General features: G+C 72.3%; 26 protein-coding genes. 19 read left to right on the forward strand and 7 right to left on the reverse strand.

Going from position 1 to position 23,798, the window contains the following annotated elements:
- Positions 1-2 precede the first annotated feature (2 nt).
- The 4 genes from ACOTKD_RS17010 to ACOTKD_RS17025 all read left to right on the forward strand — a co-directional run bounded on the left by ACOTKD_RS17010 (position 3) and on the right by ACOTKD_RS17025 (position 2,675).
- A complete protein-coding gene (locus ACOTKD_RS17010) occupies positions 3-716 on the forward strand; it encodes a DUF2993 domain-containing protein (protein WP_424889784.1) in 714 nt (237 codons plus the stop codon).
- A gap of 394 nt (positions 717-1,110) precedes the next feature.
- Positions 1,111-1,953: a sulfurtransferase gene (locus tag ACOTKD_RS17015; protein ID WP_424889785.1), complete on the forward strand. Its 843-nt coding sequence runs from the start codon at positions 1,111-1,113 to the stop codon at positions 1,951-1,953.
- A 53-nt stretch (positions 1,954-2,006) separates the two neighbouring features.
- Positions 2,007-2,297, forward strand: a complete 291-nt coding sequence (locus ACOTKD_RS17020) for a DUF1416 domain-containing protein (RefSeq protein ID WP_424889786.1) — start codon at positions 2,007-2,009, stop codon at positions 2,295-2,297.
- Between the two features lie 120 nt (positions 2,298-2,417).
- Complete coding sequence (locus tag ACOTKD_RS17025; RefSeq protein ID WP_424889787.1) at positions 2,418-2,675, forward strand: DUF3099 domain-containing protein; 258 nt, start codon at positions 2,418-2,420, stop codon at positions 2,673-2,675.
- Positions 2,676-2,683: 8 nt separating this feature from the next.
- On the opposite strand, the gene ACOTKD_RS17030 is transcribed toward ACOTKD_RS17025, so the two are convergent.
- A complete protein-coding gene (locus ACOTKD_RS17030) occupies positions 2,684-3,049 on the reverse strand; it encodes a DsrE family protein (RefSeq protein WP_030367134.1) in 366 nt (121 codons plus the stop codon).
- 272 nt (positions 3,050-3,321) lie between these two features.
- Here ACOTKD_RS17030 and ACOTKD_RS17035 point away from each other — a divergent pair, with 272 nt between their 5' ends.
- From ACOTKD_RS17035 to ACOTKD_RS17060, 6 genes are all read left to right on the forward strand, one after another.
- Entirely contained in the window at positions 3,322-3,918 is a 597-nt protein-coding gene (locus tag ACOTKD_RS17035; protein ID WP_424889788.1) for an FABP family protein, read from the forward strand.
- A 266-nt stretch (positions 3,919-4,184) separates the two neighbouring features.
- Entirely contained in the window at positions 4,185-5,294 is a 1,110-nt protein-coding gene (locus tag ACOTKD_RS17040) for a FecCD family ABC transporter permease (RefSeq protein WP_424889789.1), read from the forward strand.
- Positions 5,295-5,343: 49 nt separating this feature from the next.
- The gene (locus ACOTKD_RS17045) at positions 5,344-6,117 is read left to right on the forward strand and encodes an ABC transporter ATP-binding protein (protein ID WP_424889790.1); all 774 of its coding nucleotides are present in this window, start codon (positions 5,344-5,346) and stop codon (positions 6,115-6,117) included.
- 9 nt (positions 6,118-6,126) lie between these two features.
- A complete protein-coding gene (locus ACOTKD_RS17050; RefSeq protein WP_424889791.1) occupies positions 6,127-7,176 on the forward strand; it encodes an ABC transporter substrate-binding protein in 1,050 nt (349 codons plus the stop codon).
- A 19-nt stretch (positions 7,177-7,195) separates the two neighbouring features.
- Complete coding sequence (locus tag ACOTKD_RS17055) at positions 7,196-7,645, forward strand: Fur family transcriptional regulator (protein ID WP_424889792.1); 450 nt, start codon at positions 7,196-7,198, stop codon at positions 7,643-7,645.
- A gap of 10 nt (positions 7,646-7,655) precedes the next feature.
- Positions 7,656-8,639 (forward strand): YgfZ/GcvT domain-containing protein, encoded by a 984-nt coding sequence (locus tag ACOTKD_RS17060; RefSeq protein WP_424889793.1) that lies wholly within the window; start codon positions 7,656-7,658, stop codon positions 8,637-8,639.
- Positions 8,640-8,866: 227 nt separating this feature from the next.
- Here ACOTKD_RS17060 and dtd read toward each other — a convergent pair whose 3' ends face one another.
- Positions 8,867-9,292: a D-aminoacyl-tRNA deacylase gene (gene dtd, locus ACOTKD_RS17065; protein ID WP_106674575.1), complete on the reverse strand. Its 426-nt coding sequence runs from the start codon at positions 9,290-9,292 to the stop codon at positions 8,867-8,869.
- Positions 9,293-9,445: 153 nt separating this feature from the next.
- Between dtd and ACOTKD_RS17070 the strand changes: the two genes are divergently transcribed.
- From ACOTKD_RS17070 to ACOTKD_RS17085, 4 genes are all read left to right on the forward strand, one after another.
- Positions 9,446-10,036, forward strand: coding sequence for a hypothetical protein (locus ACOTKD_RS17070; protein WP_424889794.1), 591 nt, complete (start codon positions 9,446-9,448; stop codon positions 10,034-10,036).
- 126 nt (positions 10,037-10,162) lie between these two features.
- Entirely contained in the window at positions 10,163-11,458 is a 1,296-nt protein-coding gene (locus tag ACOTKD_RS17075) for a GNAT family N-acetyltransferase (protein ID WP_424889795.1), read from the forward strand.
- A 183-nt stretch (positions 11,459-11,641) separates the two neighbouring features.
- The gene (locus ACOTKD_RS17080; protein WP_424889796.1) at positions 11,642-12,235 is read left to right on the forward strand and encodes an NADPH-dependent FMN reductase; all 594 of its coding nucleotides are present in this window, start codon (positions 11,642-11,644) and stop codon (positions 12,233-12,235) included.
- A 219-nt stretch (positions 12,236-12,454) separates the two neighbouring features.
- Positions 12,455-12,826 (forward strand): winged helix-turn-helix transcriptional regulator, encoded by a 372-nt coding sequence (locus ACOTKD_RS17085; protein ID WP_424889797.1) that lies wholly within the window; start codon positions 12,455-12,457, stop codon positions 12,824-12,826.
- 28 nt (positions 12,827-12,854) lie between these two features.
- On the opposite strand, the gene ACOTKD_RS17090 is transcribed toward ACOTKD_RS17085, so the two are convergent.
- Together ACOTKD_RS17090 and ACOTKD_RS17095 are read right to left on the reverse strand one after the other, a co-directional pair.
- Entirely contained in the window at positions 12,855-13,574 is a 720-nt protein-coding gene (locus ACOTKD_RS17090; RefSeq protein WP_424889798.1) for a response regulator, read from the reverse strand.
- A complete protein-coding gene (locus ACOTKD_RS17095) occupies positions 13,571-14,803 on the reverse strand; it encodes a sensor histidine kinase (RefSeq protein ID WP_424889799.1) in 1,233 nt (410 codons plus the stop codon). The genes ACOTKD_RS17090 and ACOTKD_RS17095 overlap by 4 nt, the downstream gene beginning before the upstream one ends.
- A gap of 161 nt (positions 14,804-14,964) precedes the next feature.
- Between ACOTKD_RS17095 and ACOTKD_RS17100 the strand changes: the two genes are divergently transcribed.
- The gene (locus ACOTKD_RS17100) at positions 14,965-16,545 is read left to right on the forward strand and encodes an alpha/beta hydrolase (protein ID WP_424889800.1); all 1,581 of its coding nucleotides are present in this window, start codon (positions 14,965-14,967) and stop codon (positions 16,543-16,545) included.
- Between the two features lie 142 nt (positions 16,546-16,687).
- On the opposite strand, the gene ACOTKD_RS17105 is transcribed toward ACOTKD_RS17100, so the two are convergent.
- Positions 16,688-17,827: a GDSL-type esterase/lipase family protein gene (locus ACOTKD_RS17105; RefSeq protein WP_424889852.1), complete on the reverse strand. Its 1,140-nt coding sequence runs from the start codon at positions 17,825-17,827 to the stop codon at positions 16,688-16,690.
- Positions 17,828-18,036: 209 nt separating this feature from the next.
- Here ACOTKD_RS17105 and ACOTKD_RS17110 point away from each other — a divergent pair, with 209 nt between their 5' ends.
- The 3 genes from ACOTKD_RS17110 (at position 18,037) to ACOTKD_RS17120 (ending at position 19,483) form a co-directional block, all read left to right on the forward strand.
- The gene (locus tag ACOTKD_RS17110) at positions 18,037-18,414 is read left to right on the forward strand and encodes a helix-turn-helix domain-containing protein (RefSeq protein ID WP_030367119.1); all 378 of its coding nucleotides are present in this window, start codon (positions 18,037-18,039) and stop codon (positions 18,412-18,414) included.
- An 18-nt stretch (positions 18,415-18,432) separates the two neighbouring features.
- On the forward strand, positions 18,433-19,026 hold the full coding sequence (locus ACOTKD_RS17115) for a hypothetical protein (protein ID WP_424889801.1): 594 nt from the start codon (positions 18,433-18,435) through the stop codon (positions 19,024-19,026).
- Between the two features lie 109 nt (positions 19,027-19,135).
- On the forward strand, positions 19,136-19,483 hold the full coding sequence (locus tag ACOTKD_RS17120; RefSeq protein WP_424889802.1) for a DUF2516 family protein: 348 nt from the start codon (positions 19,136-19,138) through the stop codon (positions 19,481-19,483).
- A gap of 26 nt (positions 19,484-19,509) precedes the next feature.
- Here the strand turns inward: ACOTKD_RS17120 and ACOTKD_RS17125 are convergent, their stop codons facing one another.
- Together ACOTKD_RS17125 and ACOTKD_RS17130 are read right to left on the reverse strand one after the other, a co-directional pair.
- Positions 19,510-20,814, reverse strand: a complete 1,305-nt coding sequence (locus ACOTKD_RS17125) for a PP2C family protein-serine/threonine phosphatase (protein ID WP_424889803.1) — start codon at positions 20,812-20,814, stop codon at positions 19,510-19,512.
- Between the two features lie 308 nt (positions 20,815-21,122).
- Positions 21,123-22,196: an NlpC/P60 family protein gene (locus ACOTKD_RS17130; protein ID WP_424889804.1), complete on the reverse strand. Its 1,074-nt coding sequence runs from the start codon at positions 22,194-22,196 to the stop codon at positions 21,123-21,125.
- A 397-nt stretch (positions 22,197-22,593) separates the two neighbouring features.
- Between ACOTKD_RS17130 and pstS the strand changes: the two genes are divergently transcribed.
- Positions 22,594-23,724, forward strand: coding sequence for a phosphate ABC transporter substrate-binding protein PstS (pstS, locus tag ACOTKD_RS17135; RefSeq protein ID WP_424889805.1), 1,131 nt, complete (start codon positions 22,594-22,596; stop codon positions 23,722-23,724).
- Positions 23,725-23,798: the final 74 nt, after the last annotated feature.

The following is a 23,798-nucleotide window of genomic DNA, read 5'->3' on the forward strand; positions in this document are numbered from 1 at the left end:
GCATGCGCGCGATACGCATCATCCTGATCATCGCGGTGATATTGGGCGCCCTCTTCGTGGGCGCCGACCGCCTGGCGGTGTACTTCGCCGAGGACCAGGCGGCCGAGAAGATCCGCAGCAGTCAGGGGCTGACGGGCACGCCCGAGGTCTCCATCAAGGGATTCCCCTTCCTCACGCAGATCGCCGACTCCACCCTGGAGGAGGTCGAGGTCAAGCTGGACGGCGCGACCGCGAGCTCCGGCGGGCAGTCGATCCGGGTGTCGGGCTTCGACGCCAGGCTGCAGGACGTGAAGATCGACAGCAGCTTCAGCTCGGCCGTCGCGACCAGGGCGACGGGCACGGCGCACCTCTCCTACGAGGACCTCAGCAAGGCCACCAACGACCCCACGGTGAAGGTCGGCTTCGGCGGCCGGGGCACCGCGGGCAAGAGCCAGGTCAAGGTCACCGGCAAGGTGGAGCTCGCGGGGATGCCCATCGAGCGCAGCGTCGTCTCCACCGTCACGATCGTGAACGGCGACACCGTCCGGGTGCGGGCGGACCAGATCCCCGAGGAGGCCAAGGCCTTCCCCGGCGTGGAGCGCGCGATCCGGCAGAAGACGGACTTCGACCGGCGCATCAGCGGCCTGCCGAAGGGCCTCAAGCTGGACAAGGTCGTGGCGACGCAGGACGGTGTCGACATCACGCTGACCGGCTCGAACGTCAACCTGGCCGGCTGACCCGGCCGGGCGTCCACACATCGAGACGGGGCTGTCCGGAAAACAGAACCCCACCTGGTCACCCCCTCCGGAACGGGCGCGCGGCCGCTCCCCCGGCGCCCCTCAGCCCCTCCCGCGTCCCAGGATCCGGAAGATTCCGTCTCACTATCCAACACACCGGTGACACGCCAACTCCCCGTCCCTACGATCGTGGGCATGAAGCGACAGGCGGACCTCACGAAGCGGCGGGCAGTCGACCTGTGCCGCGTCGCCGCCATGCTCTGTCGTCATGTCTGACGGGAATCCTTCCCCCGTCTCGTCTCCCATCCCACCCGCTGCGCAGCGCCGCGCGCTCCCCTCGCCGCGCGCCCAGCAAGCGCTTGCGCAATCCGCAACTGCCCCGGAGGAGAACAGCATGAGCCGCAGTGACGTCCTGGTGGACGCCGACTGGGTACAGGCCCGCATCGACGCAGGCGACCCGAAGACCGTCATCGTCGAGGTCGACGAGGACACGTCCGCGTACGACAAGAACCACATCAAGACCGCCGTCCGCATCGACTGGAAGACGGACCTCCAGGACCCCGTCCGCCGCGACTTCGTGGACCAGGCCGGCTTCGAGGAGCTGCTCTCCTCGAAGGGCATCGCGAACGACGACACCGTCGTCCTCTACGGCGGCAACAACAACTGGTTCGCCGCGTACGCCTACTGGTACTTCAAGCTCTACGGCCACCGGGACGTGAAGCTCCTCGACGGCGGCCGCAAGAAGTGGGAGCTCGACTCCCGCGACCTGGTCGCCGAGGTCCCGCAGCGCCCCCGCACCGAGTACCGCGCCCAGCCGCAGGACGCCTCCATCCGCGCCTTCCGCGACGACGTCGTGGCCGCGATCGGCGAGCTCAACCTCGTCGACGTCCGCTCCCCCGACGAGTTCAGCGGCAAGCTGCTCGCCCCGGCGCACCTCCCCCAGGAGCAGTCGCAGCGCCCCGGCCACGTGCCGACCGCGCGCAACATCCCCTGGTCGAAGTCGGCCAACGACGACGGCACCTTCAAGTCCGACGAGGAGCTGAAGGCGCTCTACGAGGGCGCGGGCGTGGACCTGTCGAAGGACACCATCGCCTACTGCCGGATCGGCGAGCGCTCCGCGCACACCTGGTTCGTCCTGCACGAGCTCCTCGGCCAGCAGAACGTCCGGAACTACGACGGCTCCTGGACCGAGTACGGCTCCCTGGTCGGCGTGCCGATCCAGCTCGGCGCGAACTGACCCCGTCTCCCCTGCAACAGGCATCCCTGCAACAGGCAACAGAAGGAACGCTTATGTGTGGAGCAAAGGCCGGCGGCCCGGACGCCTCGACCGCCAAGCCCGGTGAGACCACGATCCAGGGTTCGGTGACCCGCGACGGCGAGCCCGTCACCGGTTACGTGCGCCTGCTGGACGCGACCGGCGAGTTCACCGCCGAGGTGCCCACGTCCGCGACCGGACAGTTCCGCTTCTACGCGGCGGAGGGCACGTGGACGGTGCGCGCGCTGGTGCCCGGCGCGACCACCGCCGACCGCAAGGTCGTGGCGCAGCAGGGCGGCCTGACCGAGGTCGCCATCGCCGTCTGAGGTCGCCATCGCCGTCCGAAGACACGCGTCGCAGGACGCCGCCGACGGCCGGAGGGCCGCACCCCGGGTTGGACGCCTTGGGGGGTGCGGCCCTCCGCGCCGTCGCCGTACCGTGGACACATGTACGCGCGGCGGCGTCATCTGTACTTCGCCATGATGGGCGTCTGCATCGGGATGTTCGTCCTGGCCTGGGCCGTCGTGCGCCTGTGGTCCGTGCCCGCCGCGGTGGGCATGTGCCTCTTCGCCATGGTCATCCCGCCCGTCGCCGCCATCGTCGCCAACCGGCGGGGGCCCGACGACCGCTGGTGGGACGACCCCTCCGGCGACCCGAAGTCGGACGAGTGGTGGGACGAGCTCGACGGCAAGAAGCGGTACTAGCCCCGGGACTAGTACACGAGCGCCTGCACGCCGTCCGCCATCGCCTCCTGGACGAAGACCTGCGCGCCGGCGATCCGCGCGCCCTCGATCAGGTCCTTCTCCTCGATGTCGCGGCGCGCCGCGCACTGCGTGCACACCGTGATCGTGCCGCCGCCGGCCTTGATGCCCTCGATGAGGTCCGGCAGGGGCGCCGCGTGCGGCAGCTCGAACTCGGCCGCCCGGCCCGGCAGCGCGAACCACGACGATTCGCCGGTCAGCCACAGGGAGACCTCGACCCCGCTCGCGACGGCGACGGCCGCCACCGTGAACGCCTGAGAGCACCGCTCGGGGGCGTCCGCGCCCGCCGTCACCTTGATCACCAGCTTCTTGGCCATGCCAGGCACTCTAGCCCCGCGGCCGCAAGGGCGGGCGGCCACGATCCACCTCACAGCGCCGTGCGAATCGGGGACGACTAGACTCGTGACCGGTCCGTACACACCCTCACTCCCGACGAGGAGCGCGCTCGTGCTTGAGGCAGTCTTCACCACCCTGCTCGTGCTGGTCGCCGTCGGCGTTCTCGCGTTCGCCGGTCTGACCTGGAAGAAGCTGTACCAGGGCCAGCGCTGACCCGACCAGTTACCCGTCCTCGCACAGATCGTCTGAGCCCATGATCGAGATTCCGTCCGACCTCCACCCGGACCTCGTCCCCCTCGCCTTCCTCCTCGGTAAGTGGGAGGGTGCGGGCGTCGCCGACTTCCCGGGTGCCGAGAAGTGCAACTTCGGGCAGGAGGTCGTCTTCAGCCACGACGGCCGTGACTTCCTGGAGTACACGTCGCACAGCTGGGTGCTCGACGGCGAGGGCAGGATGGTGCGCCCGCTGGAGACCGAGAGCGGCTACTGGCGGATCGACAAGGACCGCAAGGTCGAGATCGTCATGATCCGCGACGCGGGCGTCGCGGAGGTCTGGTACGGCGAGCTGGCCGACCAGAAGCCGCAGATCGACCTGGCCACGGACGCGGTCGCGCGCACCGGGGCCTCCGGCCCGTACAGCGGCGGCAAGCGCCTGTACGGCTACGTCAAGGGCGACCTGATGTGGGTCGGCGAGAAGGCCACCCCCGAGGTGCCGCTGCGCCCCTACATGTCGGCGCACCTGAAGAAGATCGCCGACCAGAAGAGCCTCCAGGAGTGGGCGGCGAGCCTGCCCGAGGACGCTCCCGACGGCGTCGCCTTCTACAACCCGGACGGCACGCCCTACACCGGCTGAGCCGCCCGCTCCACCGTTCCACAGCGCCCCGTGGGAGAAGCCGGTCGAAGTCCGGCGCTGACCCGCAACGGTAGGCGGAAAGGCCCTTCGGGGCCTTTTCCGTAAGCCCGATCGCCCACGGCGCGCACGCTCCCCGCACAACTCGCCGTGGACTGCGAGGGGAGGGCCCCGCGGCAGCACCGCGCCGGGACACTCCTTGGTACATACACCGGTAGCCGCCGGTGCAGGTACGCAGAGAGACACGGCCCGACGCGAAGGCGTACCGCGTGGCCACCACTGTTCCCCCGCCCCGCGCCCCAGGGGCGGCCGACCCGCCCGCCCCGAGCCGCCGGCCGGGCGCACCACGGCTGCCGCTGCCGCCCCTGCTGGCCGTCCTGGCGGCAGCGCTCCTCCTCTCCGTCCTGTGCGGCACGGGCCTCGGCGCCGCGGGCGTCACCTGGGCCGAGACGCTGCGCTACCTGCGGGCGGGGCTCACGGGCGGGACGATCACGCCGGGCGAGGTCTCCGCGTACACCATCGTCTGGGAGCTGCGCTTCCCGCGCGCCCTGCTGGCCGCCGTCGTCGGCGCGGGGCTCTCCGCCGTCGGCGTGGCCGTGCAGGCCATGGTCCGCAACGCCCTGGCCGACCCGTTCGTGCTGGGCATCTCCTCGGGCGCCGCGATCGGCGCGAACGCGGTCCTGCTGTTCGGCGCGCTGGCCTCGCTGGGGGTCTGGGCGCTGTCCGGGGCGGCGTTCGTCTCGGCGCTCGCCGCGATGGTGCTGGTCTACCTGGCGGCGCGCACGCCACAGGGCCTGACGCCGCTGCGGCTGGTCCTCACCGGCTCGGCGATGTACTACGGGTTCTCCGCCGTCACCACCCTGATGATCTTCACCGCGGAGCGCGGCGAGGCCGCCCGCTCGGCCATGATGTGGCTGCTCGGCAGCCTGGGCGGCGCCACCTGGGCGTCCCTGCCGGTCGCCGCCGCGGTCGTGCTGGCCGGGATCGGCGCGCTGCTGTGGTCGGCGCGCAGCCTCAACGCGCTGGCCATGGGCGACGAGACGGCGGCCGCGCTGGGCGTGGACCCGGACCGGATGCGCCGCGGGCTGTTCGTCCTGGCGGCGGCCGTGACGGGCGCCGTCGTCGCCGTCAGCGGCGCGATCGGCTTCGTCGGCCTGATGGTCCCGCACGTCACCCGGATGCTCGTCGGCGCCGACCACCGGCGCGTCCTGGCCGTCGCCCCGCTGCTGGGCGCCGTGCTGCTGGTGTGGGTCGACATCGCCTCCCGGCTGCTGCTGGCGCCCGTGGAGCTGCCCGTCGGCGTCCTGACCGCCCTCATCGGCGTGCCCTGCTTCGTGCTGCTGATGCGGCGCCGCCGCTACAGCTTCGGAGGCGCCTGATGCGGACGGAAACCCACTCCGGCTCCGGATTCTTCTTCGGAGGCGCCTGATGCAGGTGGACATCGAGGACCTGTCGGTCGAGATCGCGGGCGCCCGGCTGGTGTCGGACATCCGCCTGCGCGCCGGGAGCGGCCGGTTCGTGGGCCTCATCGGCCCCAACGGCAGCGGCAAGTCCACGCTGCTGCGCTGCGTCTACCGGGCGCTGCGGCCCGCCGCCGGCACCGTCCGCCTGGACGGCGACGACCTCCACGCCCTGGGCGCCCGGGAGGGGGCGCGCAGGCTGGCGGCCCTGCCTCAGGAGTCGGCGAGCGAGTTCGACTTCACCGCGGGCGAGGTCGTCGCCATGGGCCGGCTGCCGCACCAGCGCTCCGGCACCCGGGTCACGGCCCGCGACACCGAGGTGTGCGCGGCGGCGCTGGAGCGCGTCGGCGCGGGCCACCTGGCCGGGCGCGGCTTCCCCACGCTGTCCGGCGGCGAGAAGCAGCGCGTGCTGATCGCCCGCGCGCTGGCCCAGGAGCCGAAGGTGCTGGTCCTGGACGAGCCCACCAACCACCTGGACATCGCCCAGCAGCTGGAGGTGCTGGCGCTGGTGCGGGACGCGGGCCTGACGGTCCTGGCCGCCCTGCACGACATCGACCTGGCCGCCACGCACTGCGACGAGCTGTACGTCATCCGCGGCGGGCGCATCGTCGCGTCCGGGCCGCCGGACGAGGTGCTGACCGCCGAGCTGCTCGCCAGCGTGTTCGGCGTGCGGGCCCACCGCGTGCCGCACCCGGAGACCGGCGCGACGCGCCTGCTGTTCGACCGCCTGCCCACTTCGTAAGGACCCCGCATGGCCCCGCGCACCGCCCGTACCGCCCTCGCCGCCCGTACCGCCCTCGCCGTCCTCACCGCCCTCGCCCTGGCCACCGGCTGCGGGGCGAAGGTCACCGGGGGCGGCGACACGGAGGCCTCCGGCAAGAAGGCCTCCGGCCACTACCCCGTGACCATCGAGAACTGCGGGGTGAAGACGACGTACGACAAGGCGCCGGAGCGCGTCGTCACCAACGACGTCGGCATCGCCGAGATCATGTTCGCGCTCGGCCTGGAGGACCGCATGGCCGGCTACGTGGCCCCCGACTACCGCGCCGACCGCGAGGCCGTGCCGTGGAAGGACGGCTACGAGAAGGTGAAGTGGCTGTCCAAGAAGGAGATCACCAAGGAGCTCGTGCTGGACGCGAAGGCCGACCTGGTCTTCGCCGGCTGGAACTACGGCTTCGCCGAGGGCCGCGGCTTCACCCCCGACGCCCTGAAGAAGCTCGGCGTCGGCTCGTACGTCCTCACCGAGTCCTGCCGCAACGGCGGCGCGGGCAAGGCGCGCGGCGTCATGCCGCCCCTGGAGGCGCTCTACACGGACCTCACCGCGCTCGGGAAGGTCTTCGACGTGGAGGACCGGGCGGCGAAGCTCGTCGCGGACTTCAAGAAGAAGGTCGCCGAGGCGCAGGCCGGCGTGCCGGAGGACGGCAAGCGGCCCACCGTCTTCCTCTACGACGACGGCCGCGACAAGGCGACTACCTCCGGCGCCTTCGCCGGCCCGCACGACATCATCACCAAGGCCGGCGGCGACCACGTGATGAAGGACGTGAAGGACACCTGGCCCTCGGTCGGCTGGGAGACCGTCGTCGAGCGCAACCCCGACGTCATCGTCATCAACAACTACGGCGACGTGACGGCCGAGCAGAAGAAGGAGTTCCTGAAGTCGTACCCGCCGCTCGCGGACGTCTCGGCCGTCAAGAACGACCGCATCTTCGTCCTCGACTACGTCGACCTCGTCGAGAGCCCCCGCAACCCCGCCGCCATCGCCGCGCTCGCCCGCTATCTCAAGGGGGTACGGGAGCAGTGACGCTGCCTAGACTGGTGGGGTGGTGGACACCGACTGGCAGAGCAACCTCCGTAGGCGCGGGTACCGGCTGACGCCGCAGCGCCAGCTCGTCCTGGAGGCGGTCGACCGGCTGGAGCACGCGACGCCGGACGACATCCTCACCGAGGTCCGGCGCACCGCCGGCGGCGTGAACATCTCCACGGTCTACCGGACCCTGGAGCTGCTGGAGGAGCTGGGCCTGGTCAGCCACGCCCACCTCGGGCACGGCGCCCCGACCTACCACCTCGCCGACCGGCACCACCACATACACCTCGTCTGCCGGGACTGCACGGGCGTCGTCGAAGCCGACCTGTCCGTGGCCGCGGAGTTCACCGACCGGCTCCGCGCGGAGTTCGGCTTCGAGACCGACATGAAGCACTTCGCGATCTTCGGCCGGTGCCGGGAGTGCGCCGCCGGGCACGCCTCGAAGGAGCCGCCGGCCGCGCCGTAGGCTTGGCCGCATGCCGCGTGAATCGAAAGCCAGCCCGCTGCTGTCGCTGCCCGGCGCCGTCGCCGCCGAAGCCCCCGACGAAGGGGTCGCCGCGCACTACGGCGATCTCTTCCGCGAACAGCGGGCGCTCGCCGGAGGGTCCGGTTTCGTCGACCTCTCGCACCGCGGGGTCGTCACCGTCACCGGGCCCGACCGGCTGAGCTGGCTGCACCTCCTGCTCACCCAGCACGTCAGCGACCTGCCCCCGGGACAGGCCACGGAAGCGCTGATCCTCTCCGCCCACGGGCACATCGAGCACGCGCTGTACCTGGTGGACGACGGGGAGACCGTCTGGGCCCACGTCGAGCCCGGCACCCAGGACGCGCTCATCGCCTACCTGGAGAGCATGAAGTTCTTCTACCAGGTCGAGGTCGCCGACCGTACGGACGACTTCGCCGTGGTGCACCTGCCCGCGGGTTCGATCACGGAAGCGCCCGAGGGCGTCCTGGCGCGCGAGACGGCGCACGGCCGGGACCTCTTCCTGCCGCGCGCGCTGCTGGAGCCGTTCGCGGCGGCGCACGGCCCCGCCGCGGGCGTCCTCGCCTACGAGGCGCTCCGCGTGGAGGCGCACCGCCCCCGGCTCGGCCTGGAGACCGACCACCGGACGATCCCGCACGAGCTCGGCCTCATCGGCCCGGCCGTCCACCTCCAGAAGGGCTGCTACCGCGGCCAGGAGACCGTGGCCCGCGTCCACAACCTGGGGAAGCCGCCGCGGCGGCTGGTCTTCCTCCACCTCGACGGCAGCGAGGTGTCCCTGCCGCCCCACGGTTCCGCCGTGCGGCTGGCCTCCGACGGCCCGGAGGGCCGCCAGCTGGGCTTCGTGACGACGTCGGCCCGCCACTACGAGCTGGGCCCGATCGCCCTGGCCCTGGTCAAGCGGAACGTCGCGGTGGACGCGCCGCTGCTGGTGGGCGAGAAGACGGCGGCGACGCAGGAAGTCGTCGTCGAGCCGTAGCGCCGTCCGGCGGGGTTCGCGGGCGTACGGCCCGGGCCCGGCCGGGCACCGCCGGGCCGCACCGCGGTGGCTGATCGCCGCGGCGGCGGTTCAGGGTCCCCGGGCCCGGGGCTTGCCCCGGTTTCGGGAAGGTGGGGGTGCCCCCTCTGGGGGAGGGTCAGGGGGATTCCCCTCCGCCGCAACGGCGCGAAACCGTCCACGACCGGTCCGGCGGTGCCGGAACCGCCTCAGACCTCGACCAGCACCGTGAACGGGCCGTTGTTCGTCAGCGACACCTTCATGTCCGCACCGAACCGGCCCGTCTCCACCTGCGCGCCCAGCGCGCGAAGGTGCGCGACGACCGCGTCGACCAACGGCTCCGCCACCCCGCCGGGGGCCGCCGCGTTCCACGTCGGCCGCCGCCCCTTCCGGGCGTCACCGTAGAGAGTGAACTGCGAGATCACGAGCAGCGGCGCCCCCACGTCCGAACACGACTTCTCGTCCTCGAGGATCCGTACGGACCACAGCTTCCGGGCGAGCTGCTCCGCCTTCGCCGGGGTGTCGTCGTGCGTCACCCCGACGAGGACGCACAGCCCCTGTCCGATGATCTCTCCGACGGTCTCGCCGTCGACGACGACCCGCGCCCCGTCCACCCTCTGCACCACTGCACGCATACGGACCATGATGCCTTGCGTCCATCCAGGGCCGTTCGGGTGCGGAGACCCTGCGCCCGGGCCTCACCCAGTGGCACGATGCGTGCAGGCGGTGCCTTGTGCGGGCACATGTGATGCGGTCGCACACCGCCCGAGGGGAAACGGAAGACGCGCATGACCACACCCATTGAGGACGGCACCATGCTCAAGGCAGCCGACAGCCTGCAGCCCCGGCCGCCGAGCCAGCGCTCCGGCCGGCAGGCGGACGTCCCCGGCCGCGGTCTCGGCGAGCTGAGCCTGGTGGAGCTGCGCGCCCTGCGCCGGGACGCGCAGCGGGACGAGGCGGACCTCAGTTACGTGCGGCGGCTGCTCCAGGGCCGGATCGACATCCTCCGGGCCGAGCTGGCGCGCCGTTCCTCGCCGGGTGCGCCGGTCATGGCCCGCCTCGTCGTGGACCGGCTGTCGGAGATCCTCGCTGACGCCCCCTCGGACCACCGCTCGTCCGCCCGCCACGTGACCGTGGGCACGCCGCACAGCGAGGAGTACCGGCGGCTGGCCGAGGACATGCTGTCGGAGGTGGAGCTGTCGGACCTGGGCGCCCGGACGGACGGCGAGCTGCACGCGGCCATGGACCGCCTCGCCTCGTACGAGCGGCAGGTGTCGGTGCGGCGCCAGCAGCTGCAGCGGACGGCGGACGACTGCAGCGCCGAGATCGCCCGCCGGTACCGCGAGGGGGAAGCGCTGGTGGACGACCTCCTCGCGTGACGCGGCGGGCTCGCGCGCCCACGGCCCGGCGACCCGCACCCGACGGCCCGCACCCGGCGACCCACGCCCGGCGGCCTGCGGAAATTCGCGTGCGGGCGCCACGGCCGCGCACCTAGCGTCGCGGCCATGAGCATCGCCGTCCGCACGATCACCGAAGACGACCTCCCCAACTGGATCCGGGCCCGGCGCACCGGCTACGTCCAGTCGCCCGCCGTGAGCAAGAAGGAGCTCGCGTTCCGCCGGGAGCTCCTGGACTTCGAACGCGCCCAGGGCGCGTTCGACGACGGCCGCTGCGTGGCCACGTACCGCAGCTTCACGCAGCGGCTCAGCGTCCCCGGCGGGGCCTCGGTGGCCGCGAACGCCGTCAGCAACGTGAGCGTCTCGGCCACGCACCGCCGCCGCGGCCTGCTCAGCCGCATGATCGACCGCGATCTGCGGGAGGCCGCGGAGCGCGGTGACGCCGCCGCGACGCTGATCGCCGCCGAGTACCCGATCTACGGCCGCTTCGGCTTCGGCCCGGCCACCCGGGTGATCGAGTGGGAGGTGGACGTGCCGCGCGCGGGCGTGGACCCGCGCCACGCGGGCCCGGACGACGGCGGGCGCGTCGACTACGTGGACGTCGCCGATCTGCGGGAGCACGGCCCCGCGCTGTACGAGCGGGTACGGGCCGCCCGGCACGGCCTCGTCGACCGCACGGACCTGTGGTGGCGGCGGAACACCGGCGCGCTCCCGATCGACGACGCCCCCTGGACCGAGCCGTCCGCCGTGGTCTACCGGTCGGCGCGGGGCACCGTCGACGGCCTGCTCGTCTTCACCTCCGACGACAAGTGGGAGGCCAAGCTGCCGCACCAGACGGCGACCGTGCTGGACCTCGTCGCGGTCTCCCCCGCCGCCGAGCGCGCGCTGTGGCTGTTCCTGCTGTCCGTGGACTGGATCACCAGCGTCCGCACCGGCTACCGCGCGCCCGACGACCTCCTGCCCGACCTGCTCCCGGACCCGCGGGCCGCGCGCGTGGTCACGCACGCCGACCTGCTGTGGCTGCGGCCGCTGGACGTACCGGCGTTGCTGGAGGCGCGCACGTACCCCGTGGCCGGCTCGCTCGTCCTGGACGTCACCGACCCGGCGGGCCCAGGCGGCTCGTCCGGCTCATTCAGCTCGGCGAACTCCTCCGGCCCGTCCGGTCCGGCCGCCGGCCGCTTCCTGCTGGACGCCGGGCCCGACGGCGCCACCTGCACCCGTACGGCGCGGCCGGCCGACCTGACGCTGCCCGCCGCCGCGCTGGGCAGCCTCTTCCTGGGCGACGAGTCCGCCGTGCGGCTCGCGGCGCTCGGCCGGGTGACGGAGCAGCGGCCCGGCGCGGCGGGCCGGGCGGACGCGCTGCTGCGCACGGGGCGGCGGCCCTGGTGCGCCGACATCTTCTGAGGTCAGCGGCAGGCACGGAACATGACATTCAAAAAGAGACCTTCCGGGCAATCCCTGTGATTCACCCAACCGCCCTTGACCTCAAGCTGCGTTGAGGTTCCAGACTTTCCTCAACGGAACGGCTCACGGGCCCACCCACCGCCGCAGCACCATCACCGCCCACGACTCCCAGAAGGTCCCATCGTGTCCGAGAGCACCTACCGCCTCGCCGTCATCGTCGGTTCCACCCGCGACGGGCGCTTCGGCCCCACCGTCGCCAAGTGGTTCACCGAGCAGGCCTCCCAGCACGGCGGCATGGAGATCGACCTCATCGACCTGGCCCTCCACCCGCTGCCGTCCAAGCTCAGCGGGGAGCCGGGCGCCGAGGACGCCGCCGCGCTCGCCGAGGTCACGCCCCGGCTGGAGCGGGCCGACGCGTACGTCGTCCTCACGCCCGAGTACAACCACAGCTACCCGGCGTCCCTGAAGACCCTCATCGACTGGCACTACACGCAGTGGCGCGCCAAGCCCGTCGCCTTCGTCTCGTACGGCGGTCTGGCCGGCGGCCTGCGCGCGGTCGAGCACCTGCGCCCGGTCTTCACCGAGCTGCACGCCGTGCCCATCCGCGAGCAGGTCAGCTTCCACAGCCCGTGGGGCAAGTTCGACGACGACGGCCGGCACCTGGACGCGGAGGCGGGCGAGCAGGCCGCCGGCGCGGCGAAGGTCATGCTGGACCAGCTCACTTGGTGGGCCCTGTCCCTGCGAGAGGCGCGCGCCGCCCGCCCGTACGGCGCCTGACCGGCCGCCTCACACGGACTCCTGCCCCCGGCCCTACCCCCGTTGGGGCCGGTGGCAGGCATGTCGTGCCGAACAGGCGTTGCTCCCTCACCCTCCTCCCGGCGAGCGCCCGTGAGATACCCCCGGATGGGGTTGATTCGGGAATCACGGCCGGCGCGCGCCGCTTAGCCTGAAGGACGGCCTGACAGCCGGAACGGCCGTACCGACAGGGGAGGATGGATGAAGCAGCGTCCGTACCAGTGCGGGATCGACGCCGCCGTCGACGTCATCGACGGCAAGTGGAAGGTGCTCGTTCTGTGGGCGCTGGACTCCGGCGCGCGCCGCTTCGGCGAGACCAAGCGGCTGCTGCCGGGCATCAGCGAGAAGGTGCTGGCCCAGCAGCTCCGCGAGCTGGAGGCGGACGGCATCGTCCACCGCGAGGTCTACGACCAGGTGCCGCCGAAGGTGGAGTACTCGCTGACCGAGCGCGGCCGCGCCCTGAACGCGGCCCTGGCCCCGCTGAGCGCCTGGGGCAAGGAACGCATCGCCCTGCTGGAGGCGGAGGATGCGGGAGAGGCGGAGCAGGCAGCGGCTGCGACGGCGGCGGCCTAGCGCGGGAGGCCGCGGAGCTCACGTCCCGTCAGCCGGCGATCCCCGGCACCACCAGACCGGACTCGTACGCGATCACCACCGCGTGGGTCCGGTTCTGCGCGCCGAGCTTGGTCAGCACGTTCCCCACGTGGGTCTTCACCGTCTCCAGGCTCACCGTCAGCGACTCCGCGATCTCCGGGTTGGACAGGCCCGTGGCCATCAGCCGCAGCACCTCCTCCTCCCGCCCCGTCAGCGCCGCCTGCGGCAGCGCCGCGGCGGAGCCGAGCGGGCGTGCGGCGACCATCCGGCGCAGCGCCGCCGGGAAGAGGATCGCCTCTCCCGCCGCCACCACCCGCACCGCTTCCGCGATCTGCCGCACCGGCAGCCGCTTGAGCACGAACCCGCACGCCCCCGCGCTGAGCGCGGCGGTGACGTAGTCGTCGTTCTCGAAGGTGGTGATCACCACGACCTTCGGCGGTGCGGCCGGCCCGGCCAGCAGCTGCCGGGTGGCCTCGATTCCGTTGCGGCGCGGCATCCGTACGTCCATCAGGACCACGTCCGGCCGCAGCCGCCGCGCCTGCTCGACCGCCTCGACGCCGTCTGCGGCCTCCCCGACGACGGCGATCCCCGGCTGTGCCGCGAGCAACGTGCGCAGGCCGCTGCGGGTCACCTCGTCGTCGTCCGCGATCAGGAGCGTGACGGGGGCGCCGGTGGGGCCGGCGAGGCCGGTGCCGGTCGCAACGGCCGCGCTCGCGTCAGAGCCGATCATGCAGGCAACCGTACCGGCAGCCGGACCGCCAGCCGCCAGTGCTGCGGCCCGTCCGGGCCGGCCTCGAAGTCACCGTGCAGCAGCCGCACGCGCTCGGCCAGCCCGAGCAGGCCGTGCCCGGACGTCGGGAAGGCGCGCTGTCCCGTCCCCGTGGCCGCGTCCGCTCCGGTCCGGTTGACCACGCTGAGCTCCAGCCCGTCCCGCAGGGCAGCCACCCGGACGCGGACCGGCCCGCCCGCCCCGTGCCGCAGCGCGTTCGTCAGCCCCTCCTGCAGGATCCGGTACGCCGCCCGGGAGACCGCCCCCTGCACCTGCGCCAGCCCGACCGACAGCTCCGCCTCCACCTGCGCGCCCGCGTGCCGCACCCGGTCCATCAGCTCGGGCAGGTCGGCCAGGGTCCGGGTGGGCTCCGCCCCCGTCTTCTCCTCGCGCAGCACGCCCAGCACGTGGTCCAGGTCCTCCAGCGCGGCCCGGGCCGACTCCTCGATGCTGCGCATGGCGGCCCGCGCCGCCACCGGGTCGGCGGAGAGCACCTCGCCCGCCACCGCGGCCTGGATCGTGGTCGCCGTCAGCGTGTGCCCGATCGAGTCGTGCAACTCGTGGGCCAGCCGGTTGCGTTCGGCGAGCACCAGCTCCCGCTCGGCGGCCAGCGCGAGCCGCTCGGCCGCGGACGGCCCCAGCAGCCTGGGCGCCAGCCACCGCAGGGCCTTCGTCACCGCCACGCACAGCACCGCTGCCAGCAGCACGCAGCAGGCGGCCGCCACCCAGCTCCGCCGGCCGCCCTCCGACCGCAGCGACCAGCCGTTCACGCTGATCCCCGCCTCGACGCCGGACCACCCCCCGGGGATGGTCAGGCCGACGAACAACAGCGCAAGGCTCACCTGCGCCCCCGCCCATCCCAGCGCCACGTGCAGCAGCAGCCAGAGCGGGGTGCGCCGGCGGTCGGCGCCGGCCCGCGCGGCGGGGTCCGGCAGCGGCACCCCCAGCATCCGGCGGGCGCACGCGATCAGCACCCGCCGCGTGGTGCGGGCCAGCCCGGTCGCGCCGATCAGCACGGCCCAGACCAGCAGCGTCAGAACGGCCCGCACCCCATAGCCGGCGGACGGCCACACCAGCGCCGGCAGGGCCGCGAAGGGCAGCAGCAGAAGGCTCGCGAGCGCACCGCAATAGGCGAACAGCGCACCCGCATACGTGGAGCCGCGCAGCAGCGGCCGGATTCCCCTGATCACGATCGGCCAGTATGTCCCGGCGGCCCGCCCGCGACCTCCCTCGATCGGGGGAGCTCTTTCTCCCGCCTTCCCGCGATGCGCACCCGGGAGCCCGGAAAACAGAATCGTGGCCGGCCGGTTGACCGACCGGCCGGCCCTCTCCAGCAAGGACGAGCATCAACGTGCGCAACAGACGCATCGCCCCTCTTCTGGCTGCCGGCATTGCGGCAACGGCTTCCCTTTCGGTCCTCACCCCCGCATCGGCTCTGGCCCCGGCGCCGACTCCGACTACGACGCCGGCTCCCGCAACGGCCTTTTCCGCGCCCGGGACATCTGCGGCCGGGGACCCCCTGCGGCAGTACGCGCAGCAGCAGCTCACTTGGCGGCGCTGCGACGCGGACTCTCCCGCCGCCTTTCAGTGCGCGACCGTCAAAGTGCCCCTGGACTACGGCGATCCCGGCGGCAAGTCCATCGACATCGCGATGTCCCGGCTGAAGGCGGGCAGCGCGAAGGAACGCCGCGGCGTTCTGCTGCTCAATCCGGGCGGCCCCGGCGCGCCGGGGCTGCGCTTGCCGGTCGACCCGGATTTGAAGCTCTCCGCGGAGGTGAAACGGCGGTACGACGTCATCGGGTTCGACCTGAGAGGTGCCGGGCAGAGTTCGCCCGTCAGCTGCGGCCTGACCGCGGACGAGCAGGACAACGCCCACCCGTACAAGACCGGGACCTTCGCGGAGGACGTGGAGCGGGCCCGTACATTCGCCGGGAAGTGCCGGGCCGCGGCCGGTGACAAGCTGCCGCACCTCACGACCCGCAACAACGCTCGCGACATGGACGTCATCCGAGCCGCGCTGGGCGAGGAGAAGATCTCCTTTCTGGGGATCTCCTACGGCACCTATCTCGGCGCCGTCTACATGCAGTTGTTCCCCCAGCGGGCCGACCGGTTCGTCCTGGACAGCGCGACCGACCCCGCGCGCGTCTACCGGGGAATGTTCCAGGACATGGCGAAGGCGGACGAGCAGGCCTTCACGCGATGGGCCGAATGGACCGCCCGGCGAGACACCACGTACGGACTGGGCGGCACCCCGGCCGAGGTCCGCAAGACCTTCTGGGACCTGATCGCGCAGGCGAACCGCAAGCCCGTTCTCTTCGAGGGGCGGGAACTCACCGGTGACGGCATCCGCGCCGACAACGGCATGTTCTTCCACGTCCGGAAAGCCGCCGAACGGATCGCCGGGCTGAAGAACGCGGCCCGGAACGACCGGGCGCGGAACGAACAGACCGGGAACGCACAGACCAGGAACGCACAGGCCCGGAACGACCATGCACAGGATTCCGGCGACAGCGACGACAACTACGCCTCGATCGCCTGGTCCGTCATGTGCGCCGACACCCGGACCTGGCCGCGCGACCCCGAGCAGTACCGCCGCGACGCGATCCGCGACAAGGCCCGGTATCCGCTGTACGGCGACTTCGCGGCCGCCATCACGCCGTGCGCCTTCTGGGAGCGGGGCAGCGAGCCGGAGACCAGGATCGGCAACGACGTCGGCGCCCTGATCGTGCAGAACGAATGGGACTCCCAGACGCCCCTCTTCGCCGCCCGGGCCATGCACCGGGCCCTGCGCGGCTCCCGGATGCTCACCGTCGAAGGCGGCGAGGGCCACGGAGCCCTCGGCCTCGACACCGGTTCCTGCGCGGACAGGAACGCCACGGCCTACCTGACCACGGGCAGGCTCCCGGCCGAGGACCTGACCTGCCGCGCCTGACCACCGGCCGGGGCACTCACCCGCGCCCGGCCACGGACCTGTGACTGAGCACTCCGGTCGGCCGGTTGAGCGCGCGGGCGGACAGGGCGGCTGCCGGTCCGCTCGGGCTCCGCACCTGGTGCGGGTGCGGAGCCCCGGTCACTCAGCGGAACGGGCCGTCGTCGGCGAAGGCGTGCGCGGCGAAGCGTTTGCCCATCCGGCGGTATGCGGCGGCGGTGGGGTGCAGGCCGTCGGCGAGGTCGTCCACCTCGTCCGGGCCGAGCAGTTCGCGTCCGTCGAGATAGTGCAGGTGGGGATCGTGTGCTCGCCGGGCCGCCACGATGCGGGCCAGCTCGTCACGGACCACCGTCAGCGACAACGCCCCACGGGCCGCATCGGCCGGGTCGCCCAGGGCTGTGATCTTCCCGTCGGGGCCCATCGAGATCGGGCCGGGAGCCGTCTCGAGCGCCGGACAGCTCACCGGAGACACCACCAGCAGCGGGGTGTCCGGGTGACCGTCCCGGATCGTGTCCAGGAACCCGTGCACCGCCGGGCCGAACGTCCGTAGCCGGAAGGTGGCCAGGCCCACGATGTTGATGCCTGTCTTGAGGCTGATCAGGTCGGCGGGCATATCGCGGATCGTCCGGGCGACATAGGGGTCCAGCATGTCGTTGCCCGCCTGGCCGAGGTTGATCACCTCCACTCCCCCGAGCGACGCCGCCACCACCGGCCAGGTGCCGGTCGGGCCGTCGGCTTCGAGGCAGTGGCTGATGGAACTGCCGTGGTGCACCCAGCGGCGCCGGCCGTCCGGCAACGGTGCCAGCACCTCGCCGTCAGCGCGGACTGCCAGCAGTTCCGTGGGGGTCTGCTGGGGCAGCCACAGCTCGACGTTCTTCATGCCGGCCGGCAGTCCGGCGAACCGTACGGTCCCCGGCTCCCCCGGGACCAGTCGCTGCGCGGCCCCGGGGCCCGCCATCCGCACCACATTGCCCATCGGTGCTTGCCGACGCCCGGCGAGGACACCGTCCACCAGCAGTTCCAGCATCCCGGTCGGGCGAGGCCGGGGGTCGGTGTCGAGCTGTCCTGTGGAGGTGAGCACCTCGAACTCCAGCACACGCGCATCGGTGCGGAACACCAGCCGCACCCCCGAAGGCATCACCGTCACCCCGTGGACCGACGGGTCCTGATACTGCTCCTTGGTCCACGCGGGCAACCGGCGAGGCATCACCCCCGCCTGCGTCCTCTCCACGTCCAGCGCACCCCGTAACTCCACCGGCCCACCCACCAGCGGATATGCCCGCATCGCCACCGCCACGACTCCCCACGCTCTCAGGACCGGATGCATGTACACACCCGCGAGTTCTCCACCGCCACCCTGGCACACAAGCCGACACACTCAACCGGCCGGGCGCAACGCTCACCGGCCGGCCGGCACGCTCGGCCACAGGACCGGGCACACACTTTTGCAAGCACCTGCTTGCAAAAGTTAGCAACGTGCGGCAGCATCGGGGCATGGCTTCACTCAACGTCGGCAACCTCGGCGAGTACCTGCGCGAGCAGCGGCGCAATGCGCAGCTCACCTTGCGGCAGCTCGCCGATGCCGCCGGAGTGTCCAACCCGTATCTCAGCCAGATCGAGCGCGGCCTGCGCAAGCCGAGCGCCGAGATCCTGCAGCAGCTCGCGAAGGCGCTGCGGATCTCCGCCGAGACCTTGTACGTGCAGGCCGGGATCCTCGACGAGCGGGACCGGGACGAGGCGGAGGTCCGCAGTGTGATCCTCGCCGACCCCTCGATCAACGAGCAGCAGAAGCAGGTGCTGCTGCAGATCTACGAGTCCTTCCGCAAGGAGAACGGGCTCTCGACGGACGACGCCAGCAAACCCTCCAGCTGATCCGGGAGATCCATCGCCATGGCCATCACCAAGCAGGACGTCCTCTCTGCCGCCACCGACACCGCCTACGCCGCGGCGGGCGCCGCGGACATCGCCGCGGAGAAGCTCGGGCAGATCATCACCGAGGCCCCCGAGCGCCTCGAGAAGCTGAAGAAGACCGACCCCAAGGCCGTGGGCGAGCGGGCGAAGCAGCAGGCCAAGGAGGCCCAGGTCGCCCTGGCCGCGAAGTTCAGCGAGGTCGTCGGCTCGCTCGACAGCGACGTGAAGAACCTCGGCCAGACCGCGCAGGACCTCGCCCTCAAGGGCGTCGGCCAGGCCGTCGGGTACGTGGCGGTGGCCGGCGAGCAGTTCGAGAAGCTGACCGAGCGCGGCCGGGTGGCCGTGAAGCAGTGGCGCGGCGAGGCCGCCGACGAGTTCCACGACATCGCCGTGGCCATCGAGCCGGAGCCGGCGGCCGACAAGCCGGCGGAGGACAAGGCCGCCGGGGGAACGACCGGCGCCGAGGGCTCCGAGGCCGCCGACTCCGACGACGCCAAGCCCGCCGCCGCCCGCAAGCCGGCCGCCAGGAAGACGGCCGCGGCGAAGAAGGCCGACGCCAAGGCCGGCGAGTAAGCACAGGTCACAGCCCTGCGGGGACGGTCCGGGCACATATGGCGTGCCCGGGCCGTTCTGCGGGTACGGTGGCGGTCAGGGCCCGGACGAGACGGACGAGGTGGGCGACGTGCTGGTGCAAGCCTTCGGGCAGGTCATGTACTGGATCTCCATCGGCCTGCTCGTCTTCAGCCTGTTCGCGTTCGTCAACGCCGCCGTGCACCGCGAGGACGCCTACCGCGCCGCGGACAAGCAGTCCAAGGCCTTCTGGCTGATCATCCTCGGCGTCGCCGTGGCCGTGAACCTGTTCATGGGGATCATGAGCTTCCTGCCGGTCCTCGGCCTGGTCGCCACGATCGTCTACGTCGTGGACGTCCGGCCGGCGCTCAAGCAGGTCTCGGGCGGCCGCGGCCCGCGCCGCCGGGGCCGGGGCTCCAGCTCCGACGGTCCGTACGGGCCGTACAACGGCGGCCGCTGACCGCCGGGGAAGACGCCGCGCAGCGCCTACGTCCGCACCGGCCGCACGGCCGCCCGCCCCGCCGGCCAGTGGGGCCGGTCGCCCTCCGCGGGGACCCGGCCCCGGTCGAGCAGCAGCACCGCGAGATCGTCCGTCAGCTCCCCGCCGTTGAGGGCCTGCACCTCGGCGACCGTCGCGTCCAGGAGCTCCTCGCCGCGCAGGCCTTCCGCGAGCCCGCGGCTGATCAGTTCGACCATGCCGTCCTGGCCCAGGCGCCGTGCACCGGCCCCGACCCGGCCCTCGATCAGCCCGTCCGTGTACATCAGCAGGCTCCACAGGCCGCCGAGCTCGACCTGGCGGCGCGGCCAGCGGGCGCGCCGGAGCAGGCCGAGCGCGGGGCCGCCGTCCTCCTGGGGCAGCAGCCGAGGGGCCCGTCCGGGGCGTACGAGCAGCGGGGCGGGGTGGCCGGCGAGGCTGAGGCCCGCCCGGCGTCCGTCCGCTGATATGTCGACCGCGCACAGCGTCGCGAAGGTCTCGTCGTCGGCGCGCTCGTGCTCCAGGACCTGCTGGAGGGTGGCGAGCAGTTCGTCCCCGCAGAGCCCGGCGAAGGTCAGCGCCCGCCAGGCGATGCGGAGTTCGACGCCGAGGGCGGCCTCGTCGGGGCCGTGGCCGCTGACGTCGCCGATCATGGCGTGCACGGTGCCGTCGGGCGTGCGGACCATGTCGTAGAAGTCGCCGCCGAGCAGGGCGCGGCTGCGGCCGGGCCGGTAGCGGGCGGCGAAGCGCAGGCCGGAGCCGGCGAGCAGCGGGGTGGGCAGCAGGCCGCGCTCCAGGCGCGCGTTCTCCTGGGCACGCAGCCGGGACTCGGTGAGCTGCCGCTGGGTGATGTCGGCGCGCTTGCGCTCGACGGCGTAGCGGATGGCCCGGCTGAGGACGCGCCCGTCGAGCTCGTCGCGCGAGAGGTAGTCCTGGGCGCCGACGCGCACGGCTTCGGCGGCGCGCTCGGCGTCCTCCTCGGCGGTCAGGGCGAGGACGGCGTGGTGCGGGGCGAGGCGCAGCACCTGGCGCAGGGTGTCCAGCTCGTCGGTCCGGCCGACGGCGGAGCCGTTGACGGCTCCGGCGTCCGCCAGGTCGAGGAGGATGCAGTGGACGTCGTCGGTGAGGAGCCGCTCGGCCTCGGTGAGGTTGCGGGCGGTGCGGATGCGGACCGGGCTGCCCACGGCGCCCGACATTTCAGTGATGTCCGGCATCGAGAGGGGCCCGGCGGGGTCGCCCTCGATCACCAGGAGGGTCAGCCCGGTGTCGGGCGACGCGGTCACCGGCTCCGCGGACCTCGGCACGGGTACGGACATGTTTTCGGTTTCCTTCCTCCCCCAGCGACCGCTGAGGGTGCCCCCGCCCCCTGAGGCACGGCCCCCGCGACCGGCGGGTGCCGAACGCGACCCTAGCGTCAGGGCATGCTCGAACGGAATGGAGCGGAGCCACTCGCCGCTGTCATATGCCCTAGCCGGGGCGGTATTTGGCACGTAAGGGGAGAACCGCTCGATGACAAACATCACCCCGACGGGGGTCCCTGTGTGCGAGCCGCGTCACACGCACCGTGGAGATCGCGCCCGCCGGGGAGGTCATGGCCGTCCCGGCACCGGGAGGCCGGGGCTCCTCACCCCGGCCGTACGACCCCCAGCACCGGCATCGAGCCCGCGCCCGCGATCGTCACCTGCCGGCCCGGCCGCGGCGCGTGCACGATCGCGCCGTCGCCCACGTACATCCCGACGTGGCTCGCGTCACCGAAGTAGATGATCAGGTCGCCGGGCCGCATGTCCTTGAGGTCCACCTTGGGCAGCAGGCGCCACTGGTCCTGGGAGGTGCGCGGGATGGCCCGTCCGGCGGCCGCCCAGGCCTTCAGCGTCAGCCCGGAGCAGTCGTACGCGTCCGGCCCCTCGGCACCCCACACGTAGTTCTTGCCGATCTGGGCGGTCGCGAAGCCGACCGCGCGCCTGCCGTCGGCGGTGGCCGCACCCGAGCCCTTGAGCCCGGCGCCCTTGACCTCGTCCGAGGAGAGCCACTTCTGCTGGGCCAGGCGGGCCCGCTCCTCCTCCAGCAGCCGCAGCCGCTCCCGCTCCTTCTCCTCCAGCTTCGACTCCAGCTCCTTGGCGGCCGCGAGCTTGGCCTCGATCTCCTTCTTCGCGCCCTCCTTCTTGCGGCGCTCGCCGTCGAGGGTCTTCCAGCGCTCGCCGGCGGCCTTGGCGTAGCCGTCGATGGCCTTCTGGGCGGCGGCGACCTGGGTGATCAGCCCGCGCGTGGCGGCCTGCCCCTTGTGAGTGAGGGCCGCGCCGTCGAAGAAGCTCTCGGGGGAGCCGGAGAGCAGGAGCCGGACCTGGGGCGGCATGCTGCCGTCGCGGTACTGGGCGCGGGCCAGGGAGCCGGCCTGGTTCTTGAGGCGGTTCATCCGCTCCTGGGCCTCGGCCGCGGACTTCGCGATCTCGGCGATCGACTTCTCCTGGCGGCGCTGGGCCTCGTTCGCGGCGTTGTAGGCGTCCGTGGCGGCCTCGGCCTGCCGGTAGAGGCCCTCCACCTCCTCGTGGACGTCCTCCAGGGTGCGCGGCGGCTTCGGTTCCGCATACGCGGTGCCGGGCATGGTGGCCACCACCCCGGCCATCGCCAGGACGCATATCAATGCGGTCACCGAGATCACGCGTCTGCCTCCGCAGCCCTCACCCCTGCCGACCGCCATGCTCCCAGTGTTTCCGGCGTCCGCATTCCAGCCGTTCCGCCCCACAGACCACCTCCGCGGTCAACGCCCCCACGTCTGACATACCGTCACGCGAGGAAGGGATGCTGCCACGGCACCCCGTAAACCGACAGAGATCTGCGTCACACTCGGGGAGTCCGGCCCGCAATCGCCGGACGGACCGTACGAGACCGGCCACGCGAGCCCTCCGCGCCGGTTTCATGATCTTTTTGAGCGCCACCACCCTGATGGGTGAGGTTCACCCTCCGTTCACTCTCCTCCATCGACCGCTTCACCTGATCTGCCTAATTTCGCCGATAGAGGGTGCGGGCAGAAGCGTCCGCGCCAGTCACCTCTCGCACGCCGCCCCAGCGGCGGCTCCCGGAAGGAACACCCGAAAGTGAAGCTTCAGCGCAAGAACCGGCTCCGCGCCGTCGCTCTCGGCGCCATCGCCGTCTCCGGCGCCCTGGTCCTCACGGCGTGCGGCTCGGACGACAACAGCGGTGGCGGTTCCACCGGCGGCGGCTCCACCAAGGCCGCGGGCAACATCAAGTGCGAGGGCAAGGGCCAGCTCCTGGCCTCGGGCTCGTCCGCGCAGAAGAACGCCATGGACCTGTGGGTCAAGAACTTCATGGCGGCCTGCAAGGACATCCAGATCAACTACAAGCCCACCGGCTCGGGCGCGGGCATCCAGGAGTTCCTCCAGGGCAAGACCGCCTTCGCGGGCTCCGACTCGGCGCTCAAGCCGGAGGAGGCCGCCAAGTCCAAGGAGGTCGTCAAGGGCGGCCAGGGCATCAGCCTCCCGATGGTCGGCGGCCCGATCGCGATCGGCTACAACGTCCCGGGCGTGGACAACCTCGTCCTCGACGCCGACACCCTCGCCAAGATCTTCGACGGCAAGATCGAGAAGTGGAACGACGAGGCGATCGCCAAGCTCAACAAGGACGCCAAGCTCCCGGACCTCAAGATCCAGGCGTTCCACCGCTCCGACGAGTCGGGCACCACGGACAACTTCACCAAGTACCTGAAGGCAGCCGCCGACAAGTCCTGGCCGTACGAGCCCGCGAAGGCCTGGAAGGCCAAGGGCGGCCAGTCCGCGGACGGCTCCGCCGGTGTCTCCTCGCAGGTCAAGCAGACCCAGGGCGCCATCTCCTACTTCGAGCTCTCCTACGCCACGGCCAGCTCGATCAAGACGGTGAAGCTCAACACCGGCGCCTCCGCCCCGGTCGAGGCCACCTCCGACAACGCCTCGAAGGCCATCGCCGAGGCGAAGATCGCCGGCACCGGCAAGGACCTGGCCCTCAAGCTGAACTACACCACCAAGGCCGAGGGCGCCTACCCGATCACCCTGGTCACGTACGAGATCGTCGGCGACCAGGGCAACAAGGCCGAGACCCTCCCCGCGGTCAAGTCCTTCCTCACCTACGTCGCGAGCGCGGACGGCCAGTCGGTCCTGAAGGACCTCGGCTACGCCCCGCTGCCCGCCGAGATCGCCACGAAGGTCCGCGAGACGGTCGCGAGCCTGTCCTGAGCCGTGGGTGGCGGGGGGCCGGCCCCCGCGCCCCCGCCCCCCCGCCCGGGGCCCCCCCCCCCCCGCGCCCCCCC

Source organism: Streptomyces sp. XH2 (assembly GCF_049725035.1).
In the GTDB taxonomy this organism is placed as follows: Bacteria; Actinomycetota; Actinomycetes; order Streptomycetales; family Streptomycetaceae; genus Streptomyces; species Streptomyces roseoverticillatus.

What these genes read in the sequence shown, in the direction of transcription:
- ACOTKD_RS17030 (WP_030367134.1), bottom strand. Translation starts at nt 3,049, where the DNA reads ATGGCCAAGAAGCTGGTGATCAAGGTGACGGCGGGCGCGGACGCCCCC.
- ACOTKD_RS17035 (WP_424889788.1), top strand. Translation starts at nt 3,322, where the DNA reads ATGATCGAGATTCCGTCCGACCTCCACCCGGACCTCGTCCCCCTCGCC.
- ACOTKD_RS17105 (WP_424889852.1), bottom strand. Translation starts at nt 17,827, where the DNA reads ATGCGGGCATATCCGCTGGTGGGTGGGCCGGTGGAGTTACGGGGTGCG.
- ACOTKD_RS17125 (WP_424889803.1), bottom strand. Translation starts at nt 20,814, where the DNA reads ATGTCCGTACCCGTGCCGAGGTCCGCGGAGCCGGTGACCGCGTCGCCC.
- ACOTKD_RS17060 (WP_424889793.1), top strand. Translation starts at nt 7,656, where the DNA reads ATGCCGCGTGAATCGAAAGCCAGCCCGCTGCTGTCGCTGCCCGGCGCC.
- ACOTKD_RS17070 (WP_424889794.1), top strand. Translation starts at nt 9,446, where the DNA reads ATGACCACACCCATTGAGGACGGCACCATGCTCAAGGCAGCCGACAGC.
- ACOTKD_RS17015 (WP_424889785.1), top strand. Translation starts at nt 1,111, where the DNA reads ATGAGCCGCAGTGACGTCCTGGTGGACGCCGACTGGGTACAGGCCCGC.
- ACOTKD_RS17045 (WP_424889790.1), top strand. Translation starts at nt 5,344, where the DNA reads ATGCAGGTGGACATCGAGGACCTGTCGGTCGAGATCGCGGGCGCCCGG.
- ACOTKD_RS17110 (WP_030367119.1), top strand. Translation starts at nt 18,037, where the DNA reads ATGGCTTCACTCAACGTCGGCAACCTCGGCGAGTACCTGCGCGAGCAG.
- dtd (WP_106674575.1), bottom strand. Translation starts at nt 9,292, where the DNA reads ATGCGTGCAGTGGTGCAGAGGGTGGACGGGGCGCGGGTCGTCGTCGAC.
- ACOTKD_RS17085 (WP_424889797.1), top strand. Translation starts at nt 12,455, where the DNA reads ATGAAGCAGCGTCCGTACCAGTGCGGGATCGACGCCGCCGTCGACGTC.
- ACOTKD_RS17010 (WP_424889784.1), top strand. Translation starts at nt 3, where the DNA reads ATGCGCGCGATACGCATCATCCTGATCATCGCGGTGATATTGGGCGCC.
- ACOTKD_RS17115 (WP_424889801.1), top strand. Translation starts at nt 18,433, where the DNA reads ATGGCCATCACCAAGCAGGACGTCCTCTCTGCCGCCACCGACACCGCC.
- ACOTKD_RS17020 (WP_424889786.1), top strand. Translation starts at nt 2,007, where the DNA reads ATGTGTGGAGCAAAGGCCGGCGGCCCGGACGCCTCGACCGCCAAGCCC.
- ACOTKD_RS17075 (WP_424889795.1), top strand. Translation starts at nt 10,163, where the DNA reads ATGAGCATCGCCGTCCGCACGATCACCGAAGACGACCTCCCCAACTGG.
- ACOTKD_RS17025 (WP_424889787.1), top strand. Translation starts at nt 2,418, where the DNA reads ATGTACGCGCGGCGGCGTCATCTGTACTTCGCCATGATGGGCGTCTGC.
- ACOTKD_RS17050 (WP_424889791.1), top strand. Translation starts at nt 6,127, where the DNA reads ATGGCCCCGCGCACCGCCCGTACCGCCCTCGCCGCCCGTACCGCCCTC.
- ACOTKD_RS17130 (WP_424889804.1), bottom strand. Translation starts at nt 22,196, where the DNA reads ATGGCGGTCGGCAGGGGTGAGGGCTGCGGAGGCAGACGCGTGATCTCG.
- ACOTKD_RS17090 (WP_424889798.1), bottom strand. Translation starts at nt 13,574, where the DNA reads ATGATCGGCTCTGACGCGAGCGCGGCCGTTGCGACCGGCACCGGCCTC.